We start from the raw sequence: 16,514 nt of genomic DNA, 5'->3' as shown, positions 1-16,514 counted from the left end.
AAAGTTTAGTGGTTTTCAGGAGTTTATGCAGCTTTTTTAGAGAGTTGCCCATCACCAACGCGCGGATCCCGTGAAAACTGCTTGGCATTTATGTTCAAAAAGGGAAAAATACGAAAAAATAAGAACCTTAGGTGGAAAACAATATGAGTCAGTACATTCTTTCCATTGATCAGGGAACCACCAGTTCCCGGGCCATACTCTTTGACCTGCAAGGCAACATCCACGCTACCCGACAGCAGGAATTTCCGCAGCACTTCCCGGCCAGCGGCTGGGTGGAGCATGATCCCGGAGATATCTGGTCATCGGTCCAGCGTACCTGTGACGCCGTGATGGCCGAAGAGTGCGGGGAGGGGGGTGAAGTGGTCGCTGTGGGTATTACCAATCAGCGTGAAACTACCGTTCTTTGGGACCGCAAAACCGGTGAGCCGGTGTATAACGCAATCGTGTGGCAGGACAGACGAACGGCCTCCTACTGCGAGTCCCTGAAAAGCGAGGGCCTGGAACCCTGGGTAAGCAGCAAGACCGGCTTGCTGATCGATCCGTATTTTTCCGCCACCAAGATCCGCTGGATCCTGGAAAACGTTGCCGGTGTCCGGGAGCGCGCGGAGTGCGGCGAGCTGGCCTTTGGCACCATCGACAGCTTCCTGCTCTGGCGACTGACCGGTGGACGGGAACACAGGACCGACGCTACCAATGCCAGCCGGACTCTGTTGTTCAATATTCACACTCAGCAATGGGATTCCGAATTGCTGGAACTGTTCGGAATCCCTGAGGTTCTGTTGCCTGAAGTCATGGATTCAGCGGACCAGTTCGGGCAGATCACTGACGGTGGTGCTCTCAATGGCACCTCGGTGCTCGGTGTTGCAGGTGATCAGCAGGCGGCGTTGTTTGGCCAGACCTGTTTCCAGACCGGTATGGCCAAAAGCACCTATGGCACGGGCTGTTTTCTGATGCTGAACACGGGTGACAAGGCCCTTCAATCGGAACACCGGTTGCTTACCACGGTGGCCTACCGTGTGAATGGCAAGCCCACCTACGCACTGGAAGGGAGTATTTTCATTGCCGGGGCCACAATCCAGTGGTTGCGGGATGGCTTGCGGTTGATCCGCGATGCCTGCGAAACCGAGCCGCTTGCAGAGGGAACCCCCGTGGATCACGGTGTATACCTGGTGCCGGCGTTTACCGGACTGGGCGCGCCCTATTGGGACCCGAATGCCCGGGGGGCCATTTTCGGGTTGACTAGGGACACCGGCATCAAGGAAATCGTGACCGCCGGCCTCCAGTCTGTGTGCTACCAGACCAAGGACCTGCAAAAAGCCATGGAAAAGGATGGTATACGACCAGTCACGCTGCGTGTGGATGGCGGCATGGTGGCGAACAACTGGGTTTTGCAGTTCCTGGCGGATATTCTCGGCGCGCGGGTTGACCGCCCTTCACTGGTCGAGACCACGGCGCTGGGTGCTGCCTATCTGGCGGGCCTCGAGGCGGGAATCTACGGCTCTCTGGAGGAGTTGGCGGGGTTGTGGCGCTGTGACCGGAGCTTTGAGCCGGTGATGACAAAAGGGGATCGGGACCAGCTTTACGATGGCTGGATGACGGCGGTGCTGAAACTTTGACAGTAACTTTATAAAAAATCTGAGGGGGTCACCGGACCCCGAGTTCCCGCAGGCGCTTGTAGAGGGTATTCCGGCTGATGGCCAGCTCTCTGGCCGCCCGCGAAATGTTCCCCGTGTACTTGTGATAGACCTGCAGTGTTCTGGCAAACGTGTCGGTTACCTCCGTATCTGAATTGGTGGGTTCTGCCGGCGCCAGACCCTCCATGCTGGCCTCGTTGTTCACTGCCAAATCAAATTCCGCCAGGAAGTCCCCGGGCAAATGCCAAATCTGTATGTCTTCACCATCGGCGATAGCGATGGCCACTCTCAGCACGTTCACCAGCTGCCGGATATTGCCCGGCCATGGATGGTTTTCAAGGGCAGACAGCACTTTCGGCGATAGCTCTTCAGCCTGGCCCTGGTCTCTGTGCCGGCCATAGATATTTTGTATCAGAAGCCGTCGATCGGCCCGATTTCGGAGCGACGGGAGCTCTACACACAGTCCGTTGATACGGTAGTAGAGATCTGGCCGGAAATGGCCGCTGTCGATGCGTGAGTTGAGAGGGCGATTGGTCGCGGTCACCAGCAGGATATCGACCGGAACGCTCTCTGTAGAGCCGACAGGCGTGACAACCCGTTCCTGGAGTACCCGCAGCAGACGGGACTGCGCTGACAGGGGCATTTCACCAATTTCATCGAGAAACAGAATGCCCTTGTGGGCCTTTCGAATGAAGCCCAGGGAGCCCTGGGCCCGGGCTCCGGTAAAAGCACCTGCTTCGTAACCGAACAGCTCCGACTCCACCAGCTCCGGTGGAATGGCTGCGCAGTTCACGGCAACCAGGGGCTGGTCTTTTCGATGCGATGCCTGGTGCAGTGCCTTAACAAGGACCTCTTTCCCGACCCCGGTTTCGCCGGTGATCAGCACTGGTACGCCCCGCTCAAGCACCTTGAGGCTCTGGGTCGCGCACCGTTTCACCACCGAATCCCCGTGCTCCAGGTTGTCTATACCCGGCAGGCGGAGGTCTTGTCCGGTACCCCTGGTCCCGGCAGGGTCTGCCCGCTCAGGATTCCGTCTTGTCACAGACGGGCGCTTTAGCCGCGCGCTTAGCCGAACCCTGCTCCGCGTTGTCAGTTGCAGCGTCTCCTGTTCGGGATGGCCAAGAATATGGTTTCGATGGGTGGTGAACAGTTCATCAAGGCGCGCATCAACGGTCGGCATTCCCAGCAACTGGTCCGCCCTCTGGTTGCTGGCAATAATCCGGCCGGAGTCGTCACAGGCAAGGATGCCAGACCAGGGGCTGTCAAAATTGTCCGCGGTGGTATTGACCGTTATCTGGAAGTGATCCGGGCCAAACTGGCGACTGATAAGCCGATTTTCCACCGACTGTGAAAGCAGCCGCACCATGCCCAGAGTATGAGCCTGGGGCAGGTAAGCGTCGCTGAAGACACTCAAAACTCCGGTAATTTTCTTATGGGCGTCAAAAATCGGGGCGGCGGAGCCGATGATGCTGCGGTTAGCTTTAAGGAAATGTTCATTGCGCTTTATCTGAACCGGCGCGCCGATGGCAATCGCTGTCCCGATGGCGTTTGTTCCGCAGTTCCGTTCCTGCCAGTTGGCGCCCGTCTGGAGCCAGGGCTTGAGGCGTGTCTCGGTGATGCGTTCATCGCCCCAGCTGTTCAGAACGGTGGCATGTTGATCAGCAAGCAGAATCAGACAGCGACTGTTTGCGAGCACATTCCGGTAGTAGGGAAGTACCTCTGCCTCGGTCACTGACAGTAACTCGCCGTACAGGCGTTGTATTTCCTCCAGCCGGCCGGCCTCTGACTCAAGAGGGGCTGGCTCGTGTTCATGATCAAGGCCCCAGGCGATGCAACGGTTCCAGGAATCGGCAATCACGCTCCGATAATCGGAGTATTCGTTTTTTCTCATCAGTCCGCGCTCTCGTGTTCGTTTGTTGTTTTTGCCGCCACATCCTCCGGACAGCTGTTCAACTCCGAGCTGACAAGTGTTCAATCATCTGTGCAAAAGCTGTTCACGTCAATGTTCAATTTGCACAAAGTGTTGCTAAACGAACATTATAATTTTCGAATGAGAAATTATGGTTTAGTAAAATTAGTTGTAAAAACAGAAGGATAGGTAAATATACCTGGAGTAGCGTAAAAGCTGGTACAGGCTTTGCGTATTGAGATTCGAAATCGAATTTCCGGGGCTGACGATGCGGGCCCGGAATGCGTTTCCACAAGAACAAAAAGGAAGGCCTATGTCTTTAACACTGGAGAATCTCTCCCGTGTGGTTGACGGCGTCGACTACATCCGGGATGCGAACCTCACCTTTGAGGCGGGTTCTTTTAACGTTCTGCTCGGCCGGACACTCGCCGGAAAAACCTCTCTGATGCGACTGATGGCCGGGCTGGACAAGCCCGATACTGGCCGTTTGATCTACAACGGAAAGGACGTAACAGGGCAGAGCGTACAGGACCGCAATATCTCGATGATCTACCAGCAGTTCATCAACTACCCCAACCTGACTGTCTACGAAAATATCGCTTCGCCCCTGCGGTTGGCAAAAATGGCCGAGTCAAAAATTGATCGCCGGGTAAAGGAAACGGCGGCCATGCTCCAGATTGATCCGCTGTTGAAACGGTATCCCCTGGAGCTGTCCGGTGGTCAGCAGCAGCGCACGGCAATGGCCCGGGCGTTGGTAAAAGACGCCACCCTCGTTCTGTTCGATGAGCCTCTGGTAAACCTTGATTACAAGTTGCGCGAAGAACTCAGGGCCGAGTTACGGGAACTGTTCCGAGAGCGTCAGTGCATTGCTGTGTATGCAACCACGGAGGCGAACGAAGCGCTTGCGCTGGGGGGCACTACCACCCTGTTGCATGACGGCGGGGTTGTTCAGAACGGACCGGTGATGGACGTGTACCGGGCACCGGTGAACACCCTGGCCGCACAACTGTTCAGTGAACCCCCGATGAACATGATTCGCGGTCGGGTCACGGATACCGAGGTCACTTTTGACGAGTATTCGCACCACGCCCTGACCAAGGAGCTGCGCAGGCTCGAACCGGGTGATTACTGGTTCGGTATCAGGCCCAGCCATATCGGCCTGGTTCCGGCCAGCGATGACGATCTGGAAATGTCGATGGAAGTTGAACTCAGTGACATCAGTGGTTCTGAAACCTTCATGCATGTCGAGAACAGCCACTTTGAAATGGTGTTGCAGCTGATGGGCGTTCACCAATACCACACCGGTGCCCCCATCAAGGTTTACCTGCCGATCAATAAACTGTTCGTTTTCGATGACAACGAGCAACTGGTGCACACACCATCCCGGGCTTCACGAGGGTCGATCTGATGGCTGAAATTCAATTGAAATCACTCGCCCACAGTTATACCGATACGCCGCAGGGGCCGGATGATTATGCCATCCGGCAGTTGGACCATGTCTGGCACAAAGGCGGCGCCTACGCTCTGTTGGGGCCGTCGGGCTGTGGAAAAAGCACGATGCTGAACATCATCTCCGGGCTGGTGCAGCCTTCTGAGGGCGATGTTCTTTTCGATGGCAAGCGAGTCAACGAACTGTCTCCGCGAGACCGTAACATTGCACAGGTATTCCAGTTCCCGGTCATTTACGACTCTATGACAGTGTTCGATAACCTGGCGTTCCCTCTCAAGAACAACAAGGTGCCTGCCTCCAAGATCGCGGCCCGGGTTCATGAGATCGCGGAAGTTCTGGAAATCGGAGACAAGCTCTACAAAAAGGCCAGGAACCTCACGGCGGACGAGAAACAGAAGGTCTCCATGGGCCGTGGTCTGGTCCGCGAAGACGTATCCGCCATTCTGTTTGATGAGCCGCTCACGGTGATCGACCCCCAGCTAAAGTGGAAGCTGCGGCGCAAACTGAAGCAGATTCATGAGCAATTCGACATCACCATGGTGTATGTCACCCACGATCAGTTGGAAGCTTCCACCTTCGCTGACAAGATTGCGGTCATGTACGGCGGCCAGATTGTCCAGTTCGGCACCCCTACGGAGTTGTTCGAGCGGCCCAACCACACCTTTGTCGGGTTCTTCATCGGCAGCCCCGGTATGAATCTGATTGAAGTGCAGCGCTGCCCCAGCGGTGTCTGCTTTGGCAGTACGGTGGTGCCCCTGGAAAACGGCAAGGTGGAGGCGCTCAAACGCCTGAAAACCGACAACATCAAGGTTGGTATCCGCCCTGAGTTCGTTGAGATTTCCGGCCAGTCTTCCGATGACACCTACGAAGCCTGGGTTCTGGATATTGAGGACCTGGGTACCTACAAGATCGTTACCGTGCAGCTCGACCATGAGACCCTGAAAGTGCGCCAGAGTGAGGATTTCGAGGCTGACATCGGCGCCCGCGTGCACCTTTCCTTCCCTAGCCAGTGGCTGATGCTCTACGTGGATGAGTTTCTGATCAAGGAGCAAGACTAATGGTTAAGACACCTAACAACCGCGCCTGGTGGCTGGTGCTGCCGGTCTTCCTGCTGGTGGCTTTTTCGGCCCTGATTCCTTTGATGACCGTTGTGAACTACTCGGTTCAGGATATCTTCGGGCCTGGCAGTGCCTACTACGTTGGTACCGAATGGTTCGAAATCATTCTGCATGACCAGCGGCTTCAGGAGTCACTCCTGCGACAGTTCATCTTTTCCGGCGCCGTGCTGCTGATCCAGATTCCGCTCGGCATCGGGGTTGCCCTGATGATGCCGAAATCGGGTATCAAGGCGTCCCTGGCCCTGATATTACTGGCCATTCCCCTCCTGATTCCCTGGAACGTGGTTGGCACGATCTGGCAGATCTTTGGTCGCGGCGATATCGGCCTGTTCGGCTGGGCCCTGAACGCCCTTGGGTTTGACTACAATTACACCGGCGACACCCTGGACGCCTGGCTTACGGTGCTTTTGATGGACGTCTGGCACTGGACGCCACTGGTGGCCCTGCTGTGTTATTCCGGGCTGCGGGCCATACCGGAAGCCTTCTACCAGGCGGCGGAAATTGACCGTGCTTCCAAGTGGGCCGTATTCCGGTACATCCAGCTGCCCCGCCTGAAGAATGTTCTGATCATTGCGGTGCTGTTGCGTTTCATGGACAGCTTCATGATTTACACCGAGCCTTTCGTGCTGACTGGCGGTGGCCCCGGAAGCTCAACCACCTTCCTGAGTCAGACGTTGACCACCATGGCCATCGGCCAGTTCGACCTGGGCCGGGCGGCAGCCTTCTCCCTGATCTACTTCCTGATCGTGCTGCTGATCTCATGGCTGTTTTTTACCGCCATCACCGCCGCCGACAAAGAAAAATAAGGAGACTGTGATGAAACAGACACGTTCCAAGAATGTCGGAATCACGATTTTTATCGTGATCCTGCTGACTCCGATCTACTGGTTGCTGAACATGTCCTTCAAGACCAACCAGGAAATCCTCAGTGGCCTGACACTCTGGCCGGAGAATTTCACGTTTGCGAACTACGCCGTCATCTTTACCGATCCGAGTTGGTACAACGGTTACATCAATTCGATGATCTACGTTTCCATGAACGTGGTCATCACCCTGTTGGTGGCTCTGCCTGCCGCATACGCGTTCAGCCGGTACAAGTTCGTGGGCGACAAGCACCTGTTCTTCTGGCTGCTGAGTAACCGGATGGCTCCGCCAGCGGTTTTCCTGCTGCCATTCTTTCAGCTCTATTCCTCCATCGGCCTGTTTGACACCCATATCGCCGTGGCGCTGGCTCACTGCCTGTTCAATGTGCCGCTGGCGGTCTGGATCCTGGAAGGTTTCATGTCCGGGGTGCCTCGTGAATACGACGAGATGGCCTACATTGATGGCTACAGTTTCCCCCGGTTCTTCGTGAAGATATTTCTACCGATGATCCGCTCCGGCATTGGGGTAACGGCGTTCTTTGCCTTCATGTTTTCCTGGGTGGAACTGTTGCTGGCCCGAACGCTGACCTCTGTTGATGCCCAACCGATCGGGGCGATCATGACCCGGACCGTGGGGGCCAGTGGTATCGACTGGGGCGTGCTGGCCGCCGCCGGTGTGCTTACAATTCTTCCCGGGATCCTGGTTATCTGGTTCGTTCGCAACCATGTAGCCACCGGGTTCGCCCTCGGACGCGTTTAACAGGAGAACGAACATGCTTGCGTGGATGAACTGGACACCGTCCGTGGCGATTTTCTTCGCTGTGATTGCAACGATTCTTGCGATTATGACCGTTTACGAAATTGTTTCACCCTGCGTGGAACGGAAGGGGTTCCTTCCGATCTCGACCACCCGTGGGGACCGGCTTTTTATCGGGCTGCTTTCCGCCGCGTATATCCATCTGACCTTCCTGGCAGTCAGTGACATCACGCTCTGGATCGCGCTGGCGGTTTCCGTGATCTGGCTTCTGGTGCTGCTGCGCTGGGGCTGAATGGAAGCTGTGCCCGGGTGTTGTGTTAAACCGAACATCCGGGCGCAAATTACGACGAGAAAAGGCTTGTAAATATTTCGAAAACGAACTATTTTCTTAAGTATGATCGGAATCGATCATTGATTGGTTCCGGCTTCAACGGATAGCGACTCAAAAGCGCTATGCAACCGGAACGGAGCACCCGGTGATTCGTTCTACTCAAAACAAGACGAACGAGGTTGGATATGTTCAAGAACAATAAATATCCTGGAACCCTGCTTCTGAGCGCCGCCATCGGTGCTGTAGGGCTGGGTTTGAGCCTGCAGGTCAGCGCTGATCAGTATACTGATGCGGCTGAGAAGTGGGTGAATCAGGATTTCAAGCGGTCAACCCTGACCAAAGAACAGCAAATGGAAGAAATGAAGTGGTTTATCGAAGCTGCGAAGGAATTCCGTGGCATGGATATCAACGTTGTTTCAGAAACCATTGCCACCCACGAATATGAATCCAACGTTCTGGCCAAAGCCTTCTCCGAAATTACCGGCATCAATCTGACCCACACGCTGATTCAGGAAGGCGATGTTATCGAGAAGTTGCAGACCCAGATGCAGTCAGGCCGGAATATCTACGACGGCTGGGTTAACGACTCAGACCTGATCGGTACGCATTTCCGGTACGGTAAGGTGTTCCCGGTTGATGACATCATAAACGGTGAAGGCAAGGACCTGACCCTGCCGACGTTGGATCTTGAAGACTTCATTGGTCTGGATTTCACCACTGGCCCCGATGGCAAGCTCTATCAGTTGCCGGACCAGCAGTTTGCCAACCTGTACTGGTTCCGTGCGGACTGGTTCGAGCGTGAGGACCTGAAGAAGCAGTTCAAGGATATTTACGGTTATGAACTGGGTGTGCCGGTGAACTGGTCCGCCTATGAAGACATTGCCGAGTTCTTCTCGGTCCATGTGAAAGAGATTGATGGCAAGCGCGTATACGGTCACATGGATTATGGCAAGAAAGATCCGTCCCTGGGCTGGCGCTTTACGGATGCCTGGTTCTCCATGGCGGGAGCCGGTGACAAGGGGCTGCCGAATGGTCTGCCGGTAGACGAGTGGGGTATTCGCGTTGACGAATGTCACCCGGTTGGGGCGAGCGTCAGCCGCGGTGGCGCCACCAACGGCCCGGCGGCCGTATACGCAACCACCAAGTATGTTGACTGGCTGGAGGAGTACGCGCCGCCAGAGGCTCAGGGTATGACCTTCTCGGAGGCGGGTCCGGTACCGGCGCAGGGCAATATTGCCCAGCAGATTTTCTGGTACACTGCGTTCACCGCGAGCATGATCAAAGACGGCCTGCCGGTGGTTAATGAGGATGGCACTCCCAAGTGGCGTATGGCACCGTCTCCACGCGGACCCTACTGGGAAGAAGGCATGAAGCTGGGTTACCAGGACGTAGGTTCCTGGACCTTCATGAAGTCTACTCCGCAGAAGCGTCGCCTCGCCGCCTGGCTGTATGCACAGTTCACCGTGGCCAAGACCGTTTCACTGGAAAAAACCATCGCGGGCCTGACTCCGATCCGTGAGTCCGATATCGAGTCTGAAGCTATGACGGAGATGGCACCGAAACTGGGTGGTCTGGTGGAATTCTACCGTAGCCCGGCCCGTGTCCAGTGGTCACCAACCGGCACCAACGTACCGGACTATCCCAAGCTGGCTCAGCTCTGGTGGCAATATATTGCCCAGGCAGCCAGTGGTGAAGCGACTCCGCAGGAAGCTCTCGACGGCCTCGCTGAAGCTCAGGATCGAGTGATGGAGCGTCTTGAGCGCGCCAATGTAATGCCGACTTGCGGTCCCAGGCTGAACGAACCCCGCGATCCGCAGTACTGGCTGGATCAGCCAGGTGCGCCCAAGCCCAAGCTGGCAAACGAGAAGCCGCAGGGCCAGACCGTTGCCTATGACGAACTGCTGAAAACCTGGGAAGAGGCTCGCTAAGGTGGGCTGATTCCTGAAGAGCAATGCCTGCCGCAACAGGACCCTTCAGTTGCGGCAGGCAGAGCACCGTTGTCACTGTGGGTTTTGGCCGGTTGCTTATAGTTCCCCCCTTTCAGGCATTTCAAGGTAACCCCTCCCGGGGTGAGCCCTGCCGGCCCTTTTTCTACCGTTTGGCCCGCGCTTTCGGGTCCACTGACCAAATCTGTTACGGGCTAACTTTCGTTTCCATATCAAATTTGTCTGATCGACCGGTTGTTTTCGATTGATGATGTTCGTTTACGAATATTAATATAGTGTTTATGTTCGTTATCCAAAAAAATATAATTCGCAAACAACAATGATGTAACAGGAACGACGCTATGGAACACATAAAAACAGTCACGGCCCGGGAGATTCTGGATTCCCGGGGATTCCCCACAGTGGAAGTGGACGTTGAACTCCGTAACGGCGTAGTCGGGCAGAGCCGGGTGCCTTCCGGGGCGTCGACGGGAACCCGGGAAGCGCTGGAAAAGCGCGATGGTGACAACAACCGCTATACCGGCAAGGGTGTCCTGCAGGCGGTCCGGTCTGTTAACGAACGCATTGCACCAGCTCTGGAGGGACGCGTGGTGTTTGACCAGATGGTAATGGACCGGCTCATGTGCGAGATGGATGGTACTCCCAACAAGGCGGAATTTGGCGCCAATGCCATTCTCGCTGTCTCGCTGGCCATGGCCAATGCAGGTGCCAATTACCGGCAACAGCCTCTGTACCGGTATCTTGCCGAGTTATACGGCTGCAGCGGCCCCAGCATCCTGCCTGTGCCCATGATGAACATCATCAACGGCGGCGCCCACGCCGACAACAACGTGGATATTCAGGAATTCATGATCCAGCCAGTGGGCGCGCCCAGCTACAGCGAGGCGCTTCGCATGGGAGTGGAGACCTTCCATGCCCTGAAGTCCCTGCTCCGAAAAAAAGGCCTGTCCACGGCCGTGGGTGATGAGGGCGGCTTCGCACCCGATCTGCGTTCCGGCGAGGAAGCTCTGGACCTTATCCTGGCCGCTGTCGAAAAGGCGGGATACCAGCCAGGAACCGATGTTGTCCTTGCTCTGGATTGCGCCGCTTCCGAATTCTATGAACGTGGCCGTTACAACCTGAAGGGCGCCAGCAAACAGTTTAGCTCCGATGAGTTCTCCGACTACCTCCTCGACCTGGCCATGAAATACCCGATCGCCTCAATCGAGGATGGCATGGATGAAAACGACTGGGACGGCTGGAAACTGCTGACCGAAAAACTCGGTGAACGTGTTCAGCTGGTGGGCGATGACCTGTTCGTGACCAATACCGCGATCATCACCGAGGGCATCCGCAAGGGCATTGCCAACTCGGTGCTGATCAAGTTCAACCAGATAGGAACCCTGACCGAAACCCTGGACGCCATCGGTATGGCTCAGGATGCCGGGTATACCACGGTGATTTCCCACCGCAGCGGTGAAACCGAAGACACCTTCATCGCGGACCTGGCCGTGGCAACGCGATCGGGCCAGATCAAAACCGGCTCGCTTTGCCGATCAGACCGGGTCGCCAAGTACAACCGTCTGCTGCGCATTGAACAGGATCTGGGCGCTCACGCCTTTTATCCCGGTGTTGGTGCTATCCGCTGTGCCCTCGACACCTGAACCGCTTTTTGGGAGAAACATCATGAGAAAACCGATTCTGATCGGAAACTGGAAGATGAACGGCAGCCTTCAGGCCAACCAGGCCCTGATGGTGCGGGTACTGCCGCGCCTGAGGAAGTTTCGTAAGTCGATTGATCTGGCGGTGTGTCCCCCTTATCCCTACCTGTTCCAGGTCCGGGATCTGCTGGGTTACACCGGCATCATGCTCGGAGCCCAGAACGCCTCCGGGTTTGTCTCCGGAGCCTACACGGGGGAAGTCAGCGCCACCATGCTCCAGGAAATGGGGTGCCGCTATGTGCTGGTGGGTCACTCCGAACGCCGGTTGCTGTTTGGCGAAAGCAACCAGGAAGTCGCCGCCCGCTACCGATCAGTCCTCGGCGCCGGGGTCGCTCCGGTGTTGTGCGTGGGCGAAACCCTGGAAGATCGGGAGTCAAACCGCACCGGTCTGATTATCGAGCAGCAGCTCCAGGCGGTCATTGGCGAGGTGGGGCTGGCGGCCATGGCTAACGGAATTATCGCCTATGAACCGGTCTGGGCCATCGGTACGGGCAAAACCGCAACGCCGGAGCAGGTGTCCAGGGTACATCAGCAAATCCGGCAATTCATAGCTAACAATGCACCAGAGGCGTCCGATGACATCAGCCAGGAACTGCGGGTGATTTACGGAGGTAGCGTCAAAAGTGCAAACGCCTTTGAACTGTTCAGCCTTGCCGATGTGGATGGAGGGCTGATTGGCGGGGCCTCCCTGCACGCGGACGAATTCGGAACTATCGCCGGTGCGCTGGCTGAGGCTTCCGGCATTCTGGCAGGCGAATGCGATACTAATTGATGGAGAAAGAAATGCAGCCAACACGCTGGATGCCGAGAGAGAGTTTTCCCGGGGAGAATGCCGTGTCTGAGCAGTTTTGTAACGGCGGCGTCGTTCAAAGATCCTGACAACGGACTACCTGTTCTGATAGTCCGCTCAGGATGAAGCTCAGAGCCGGGGGGGCTTGCCAGCCTCCCGCCGGCGCTCCTCCCATTCCTCCCTTGTCTGGGCCGCCTGATCGCCGGGCATGGAATCGATGATGCTGAAATAGTCGGAACTGTACTCGTCCTCCACGACGGTGTTTCTTGGTTTTACCTTGACCACATACACCGTCTGAACGTTCTGGTGGTCAAACTCCCGCCAGTACTGTTCGTCTTTCAGGAAGGTGTACCGATGTCCCTCCAGGGCCTTTATGATTGCGCCGGTATCGGTGGTACCTGCCCGCTCGACGGCGTCCTTGTACTGGTAAACGATGCTGTAGGCAGACGCTGCTGCGGTTGACGGGCGCATCTCGTAGTGCCTGGAGAAGGCTTCGACAAATTCCTTGCCGCGGGGGTGGTTCAGTTCGTAGGGCGCATTCCAGACCCAGGGCGATCCCCCTACAACTCCTTCCATGATGGTGGGGCCGACCTGCTTTGCCATGCCGAGGGTCAGGTTGGGTACGACGACCTGCATTTTGCTGGTGAGCCCCATTTCATAGGCGACGTTCAGTGCCCGCACCATGTCGTTGCCGAACAGTACCATCATCAGAACCTTGGCATTGCTTGCCTCCGCCTGTTCCAAAGCCTCACGGAAGTCGGTAATCAGGGCCCGTGGGAACGGAGTTTTAACACCCTTGTGGCGTGCGGTGTCTTCGGTGCCAGAGAACTTCCGGACCGATTCTTCCACCGACCAGCCCCAGGTGTAGTCGGCGGTGATGTAGAAATAATCGTCGTTCTGATGGTTGGTTTTCAGGTAATGGCTCAGGGCCCTGGCTGTCATCCAGGCGTTGTAGGGTTCCCGGAACATGTGGGAATGGCCTTCAGCGCCGGTGGTCGCGTTCGAGTATGTGAGGGTGCCGAAGTAGATCCGGTTACGATCCCGGGCCGCTTTGCCCGAGGCGATGGCTACCGCGCTGGAGACACCGCCGAATACCATCTGGACGCCCTCACGGTCAATTAATTCTGCGGTGTTTTTGGCACCCCGGCCAGGTTCCCCCCGGGTGTTTCGGATCACCAGCTCCAGTTGCCGGCCCATAACGCCACCGGCCTTGTTGATCTCGTCAACAGCCAGAAAGGCGCCAAGACGCTGTTGCAGCCCCTGGTCTTTGTAACGGCCGGTCTGCGGGTAATTCAGCCCGATTTTCAGGGTTTCGGCATAGACGGTGGTACTTGCCAGCAATAGCAGGCAAGCAGAAAAGAGTACTTTTCTGACATTCATTCAGGTTGGCCTCCAGAATTGCAGCGCCACTGGGGGAGCAGACTGCAATCATTTTTTTGATTATTTGTTAAGCACAGTGCCCCGCGGCAGATTAAAGAATTGGCCGGGCGGTACATCAAGTTTCAGCGCTGAGTATGGAGCCAACAATGGGACTAAAGTGGAAATTTAGGTAACAAATTGTAGGTTAGTGACGGGTATCAAGACCACTCCCCGCTTTAAATCTGAGTAGGTTCGTAATCGGGAGCACAAAACGCTCACTTTTGACGTGCACCAATTTGGTATTTTCAGTGCTCAAAAATAAATCAATGCGCACTGTAAGTGGGCATTGTTTTGCATGAACGCTCCTTTGAGATGCCCCAGCTACGAGTGGGGCATGGGGTGCTTTCATAGCCTACAGCGGGCCTGAACTTTGCTAGGGAACTTTTCGGTCTGGTCGCGCGCTGCACCTGAGGCGCGATCAGGAAGTACCGTCTGGAGGAGCATCCCATGACACTGAAAAGCACATCAATGAATCTGACGCCGGCGGAGCGCCGCTGGTTACCCGTGTTCGGGGAGAGCGGGAAACTGGCCATGGGCTGGTCCTGTTTTCTCAACAGGGGCATGTATGCGACCAATGAACAGATTTTCGAGAGTATCGCCAGAACCCGTCGGGATGCGTTGATTGCCTGGGCAGAGCACAAGTGGTCGTTCATGGAGTCAATGGCGAGCCGGGTTTCGGCCGAGAACGAGGCGACAGTCCGGGGCATTATTACGGCATCGGCAGGGCGGCTGCGGGAAATTTCCGAGCTGTTCGTAATTGATAAGGACGGCACCGTTATCGAATCAACCGCCGGGGGCCGGGCAGGCAAGAGCGACCTGCCGCAGGGGGCGGTTGCCGAAGGTATCAGAAACCGGTTTCTTCACGGGCCATATAAAGACCCCGTAACCCTTCGGCTCGGAGCCACGACGTCCCGATTCCACGATTCGGTAACTCTGATGTTCTATCAGCCCCTCACCCTTGCCAACGGAGACCCCGGGGCCCTGTGCGCAAGAATACCCAACGATGTGATGAGTGATCTTATTCAGCGGGAGGCCGGGCACGTCTTCGAGGAATCAGGCGACAACTACCTTTTCATGATTGAGAGTCATTTCGACCGATCCATTCTGCCCGGAACGGCCCTTTCACGCTCTCGATTCGAAGACGCCACTTTCAGCCATGGCGATAATCTGAAAGACGGCATCCGAACCGGTTTTGGCATCGTGGGAGTGCGCGAGCATACCGAGTTTGAAATCCGGTTCACGGACCCTGCCACTGGCGAGCTGCACCCGGGGGTGCGGGAAACCATCGCCAAAGGCGAAAACCTGTATATCAAGTATCCAGGCTATTCCGATTATCGTCATATTCCGGTGATCGGAAAGGGTGTCACTTTTCGCCTGCCCGGTTCTCCCGACCTTTGGGGCATGATGTGCGAGGGTGACCTTGAGGAGGTTTATCGCCGACGGTCCCTGTCCTACCGGCTGTCGATGAGGTTTGCTCTGTTTATAGCTGTACTTTGGGCGACCAGTTTTGCCATGGCGTGGGCGGGTGTGCCGCTCTGGCTTGAGGGGCTGGTCAACGCCGGCGTCGCGTTTTGCCTGGTGTGGTTGTTCAGGATCACTGCAGTGCTCCCCGTCTCAGATAAACTAAGTGCCATGGCGGAGGTTATTCGCAATATTGCCGAGGGCGGCGGTAACCTCAGGCAAAGGATGGACCCATCCCGGATGCGCCGGGATGAAACCGGTGATCTGGCTCGCTGGATCAACAGCTTCATAGACAGTCTTGATGGCATGGTCGGGCAGGTTATCACACTGGCCTCGGAGTCCCGCCAGGCGAGCGATCAACTCATGGAGCAGAACCGGCTCGCTGATCAGAGAATCCGCGACGTTCTGGCGCATATCGACGAGATGCTGCAAGGCGCAAATTGGCAGCAGAATGAAATCCGGAATGCTTCAACTACCGCCCATGAAATGCGCTCCGGAATGGATGAAGTGGTTGAGCGCGCGAGGGCACAGTTTGCCCGCGTGAGTCAGGAAACACAGAGTATTCGGGCGATCATCAACCGCTCGGCAGAGGGAATTCGTGCGGCAAATGACCGGACAGACGAGATAGCAAAAACGGCATCAGTCATAAATGACATTGCAGCACAGACCAACCTTCTGGCTCTGAATGCGGCCATTGAGGCCGCCCGGGCAGGGGAATCCGGGAGAGGATTTGCAGTTGTGGCAGACGAAGTCAGGAAACTGGCAAGCAGAACCGCCCAGGCCACCAGCGAAATCGGGGAGCGTCTTGATCGGGTGCAGGAGGAGACCCGGCGAGCGGTTTTCACCATGGAAGAGGGCATGTCAGAAATGGAAGACCGTCTTCGCAAGGCTGAAGCGGCGGTTGATGACAATTCAGCCCTGCATCACATGGTCGAAAAGCTGTTCAAAGCCATCGACGGTATCGAAGAGACCAATCGACGCCAGAGCTCGCAGACCTCCGGCGTAGCTGAGAGTGCTTCGGTAATGAGGTCTGTAGTCGAGCAGTTGGTGCTGAGTTCCGAGCGCACTCAGGCTTCGGCCAACAAGCTTCAGAGACTGACCGGGCAGTTCCAGGTGTCGGCAGGGATTGCCTGAAA

12 protein-coding genes are annotated in these 16,514 nt (G+C 56.3%); 10 read left to right on the top strand and 2 right to left on the bottom strand.

What is annotated here, in order from left to right; genetic code table 11:
- Nucleotides 1–143: 143 nt before the first annotated feature.
- Nucleotides 144–1,616: a glycerol kinase GlpK gene (gene glpK, locus D0851_RS04005; RefSeq protein ID WP_117617467.1), complete on the top strand. Its 1,473-nt coding sequence runs from the start codon at nucleotides 144–146 to the stop codon at nucleotides 1,614–1,616.
- 28 nt (nucleotides 1,617–1,644) lie between these two features.
- Here the strand turns inward: glpK and D0851_RS04000 are convergent, their stop codons facing one another.
- Nucleotides 1,645–3,525, bottom strand: a complete 1,881-nt coding sequence (locus D0851_RS04000; protein ID WP_117617466.1) for a sigma-54-dependent Fis family transcriptional regulator — start codon at nucleotides 3,523–3,525, stop codon at nucleotides 1,645–1,647.
- Between the two features lie 331 nt (nucleotides 3,526–3,856).
- Between D0851_RS04000 and D0851_RS03995 the strand changes: the two genes are divergently transcribed.
- The 8 genes from D0851_RS03995 to tpiA all read left to right on the top strand — a co-directional run bounded on the left by D0851_RS03995 (nucleotide 3,857) and on the right by tpiA (nucleotide 12,480).
- A complete protein-coding gene (locus tag D0851_RS03995) occupies nucleotides 3,857–4,951 on the top strand; it encodes an ABC transporter ATP-binding protein (RefSeq protein WP_117617465.1) in 1,095 nt (364 codons plus the stop codon).
- A complete protein-coding gene (locus tag D0851_RS03990; RefSeq protein WP_117617464.1) occupies nucleotides 4,951–6,051 on the top strand; it encodes an ABC transporter ATP-binding protein in 1,101 nt (366 codons plus the stop codon). The genes D0851_RS03995 and D0851_RS03990 overlap by 1 nt, the downstream gene beginning before the upstream one ends.
- The gene (locus D0851_RS03985) at nucleotides 6,051–6,917 is read left to right on the top strand and encodes a carbohydrate ABC transporter permease (RefSeq protein ID WP_117617463.1); all 867 of its coding nucleotides are present in this window, start codon (nucleotides 6,051–6,053) and stop codon (nucleotides 6,915–6,917) included. The genes D0851_RS03990 and D0851_RS03985 overlap by 1 nt, the downstream gene beginning before the upstream one ends.
- A 10-nt stretch (nucleotides 6,918–6,927) precedes the next feature.
- On the top strand, nucleotides 6,928–7,734 hold the full coding sequence (locus D0851_RS03980; protein ID WP_117617462.1) for a carbohydrate ABC transporter permease: 807 nt from the start codon (nucleotides 6,928–6,930) through the stop codon (nucleotides 7,732–7,734).
- A 13-nt stretch (nucleotides 7,735–7,747) separates the two neighbouring features.
- Nucleotides 7,748–8,023 carry a DUF2160 domain-containing protein gene (locus D0851_RS03975; RefSeq protein ID WP_117617461.1) on the top strand — a complete coding sequence of 92 codons (276 nt, stop codon included), beginning with the start codon at nucleotides 7,748–7,750 and terminating at the stop codon, nucleotides 8,021–8,023.
- Between the two features lie 224 nt (nucleotides 8,024–8,247).
- Entirely contained in the window at nucleotides 8,248–9,990 is a 1,743-nt protein-coding gene (locus D0851_RS03970; protein WP_117617460.1) for an ABC transporter substrate-binding protein, read from the top strand.
- Between the two features lie 359 nt (nucleotides 9,991–10,349).
- Complete coding sequence (eno, locus tag D0851_RS03965; protein ID WP_117617459.1) at nucleotides 10,350–11,651, top strand: phosphopyruvate hydratase; 1,302 nt, start codon at nucleotides 10,350–10,352, stop codon at nucleotides 11,649–11,651.
- A gap of 22 nt (nucleotides 11,652–11,673) precedes the next feature.
- Entirely contained in the window at nucleotides 11,674–12,480 is an 807-nt protein-coding gene (gene tpiA / locus D0851_RS03960; RefSeq protein ID WP_117617458.1) for a triose-phosphate isomerase, read from the top strand.
- Between the two features lie 147 nt (nucleotides 12,481–12,627).
- Here tpiA and D0851_RS03955 read toward each other — a convergent pair whose 3' ends face one another.
- Nucleotides 12,628–13,878: an ABC transporter substrate-binding protein gene (locus D0851_RS03955; protein ID WP_117617457.1), complete on the bottom strand. Its 1,251-nt coding sequence runs from the start codon at nucleotides 13,876–13,878 to the stop codon at nucleotides 12,628–12,630.
- A gap of 486 nt (nucleotides 13,879–14,364) precedes the next feature.
- Here D0851_RS03955 and D0851_RS03950 point away from each other — a divergent pair, with 486 nt between their 5' ends.
- Nucleotides 14,365–16,512: a methyl-accepting chemotaxis protein gene (locus D0851_RS03950; protein WP_117617456.1), complete on the top strand. Its 2,148-nt coding sequence runs from the start codon at nucleotides 14,365–14,367 to the stop codon at nucleotides 16,510–16,512.
- The last annotated feature ends 2 nt before the right edge of the window (nucleotides 16,513–16,514 follow it).

Source organism: Marinobacter sp. Arc7-DN-1 (assembly GCF_003441595.1).
GTDB lineage: Bacteria > Pseudomonadota > Gammaproteobacteria > Pseudomonadales > Oleiphilaceae > Marinobacter > Marinobacter metalliresistant.
Note: the sequence above shows the minus strand (reverse complement) of the source record. Positions and strands in the feature narration are given on the sequence as shown.

Bases quoted from the DNA above. Each gene is read 5' to 3' on its own strand.
- D0851_RS03950 (WP_117617456.1), top strand. From the start codon at position 14,365: ATGACACTGAAAAGCACATCAATGAATCTGACGCCGGCGGAGCGCCGC.
- D0851_RS03955 (WP_117617457.1), bottom strand. From the start codon at position 13,878: ATGAATGTCAGAAAAGTACTCTTTTCTGCTTGCCTGCTATTGCTGGCA.
- D0851_RS03985 (WP_117617463.1), top strand. From the start codon at position 6,051: ATGGTTAAGACACCTAACAACCGCGCCTGGTGGCTGGTGCTGCCGGTC.
- D0851_RS03975 (WP_117617461.1), top strand. From the start codon at position 7,748: ATGCTTGCGTGGATGAACTGGACACCGTCCGTGGCGATTTTCTTCGCT.
- D0851_RS03980 (WP_117617462.1), top strand. From the start codon at position 6,928: ATGAAACAGACACGTTCCAAGAATGTCGGAATCACGATTTTTATCGTG.
- D0851_RS03990 (WP_117617464.1), top strand. From the start codon at position 4,951: ATGGCTGAAATTCAATTGAAATCACTCGCCCACAGTTATACCGATACG.
- D0851_RS04000 (WP_117617466.1), bottom strand. From the start codon at position 3,525: ATGAGAAAAAACGAATACTCCGATTATCGGAGCGTGATTGCCGATTCC.
- glpK (WP_117617467.1), top strand. From the start codon at position 144: ATGAGTCAGTACATTCTTTCCATTGATCAGGGAACCACCAGTTCCCGG.
- eno (WP_117617459.1), top strand. From the start codon at position 10,350: ATGGAACACATAAAAACAGTCACGGCCCGGGAGATTCTGGATTCCCGG.
- D0851_RS03995 (WP_117617465.1), top strand. From the start codon at position 3,857: ATGTCTTTAACACTGGAGAATCTCTCCCGTGTGGTTGACGGCGTCGAC.
- tpiA (WP_117617458.1), top strand. From the start codon at position 11,674: ATGAGAAAACCGATTCTGATCGGAAACTGGAAGATGAACGGCAGCCTT.
- D0851_RS03970 (WP_117617460.1), top strand. From the start codon at position 8,248: ATGTTCAAGAACAATAAATATCCTGGAACCCTGCTTCTGAGCGCCGCC.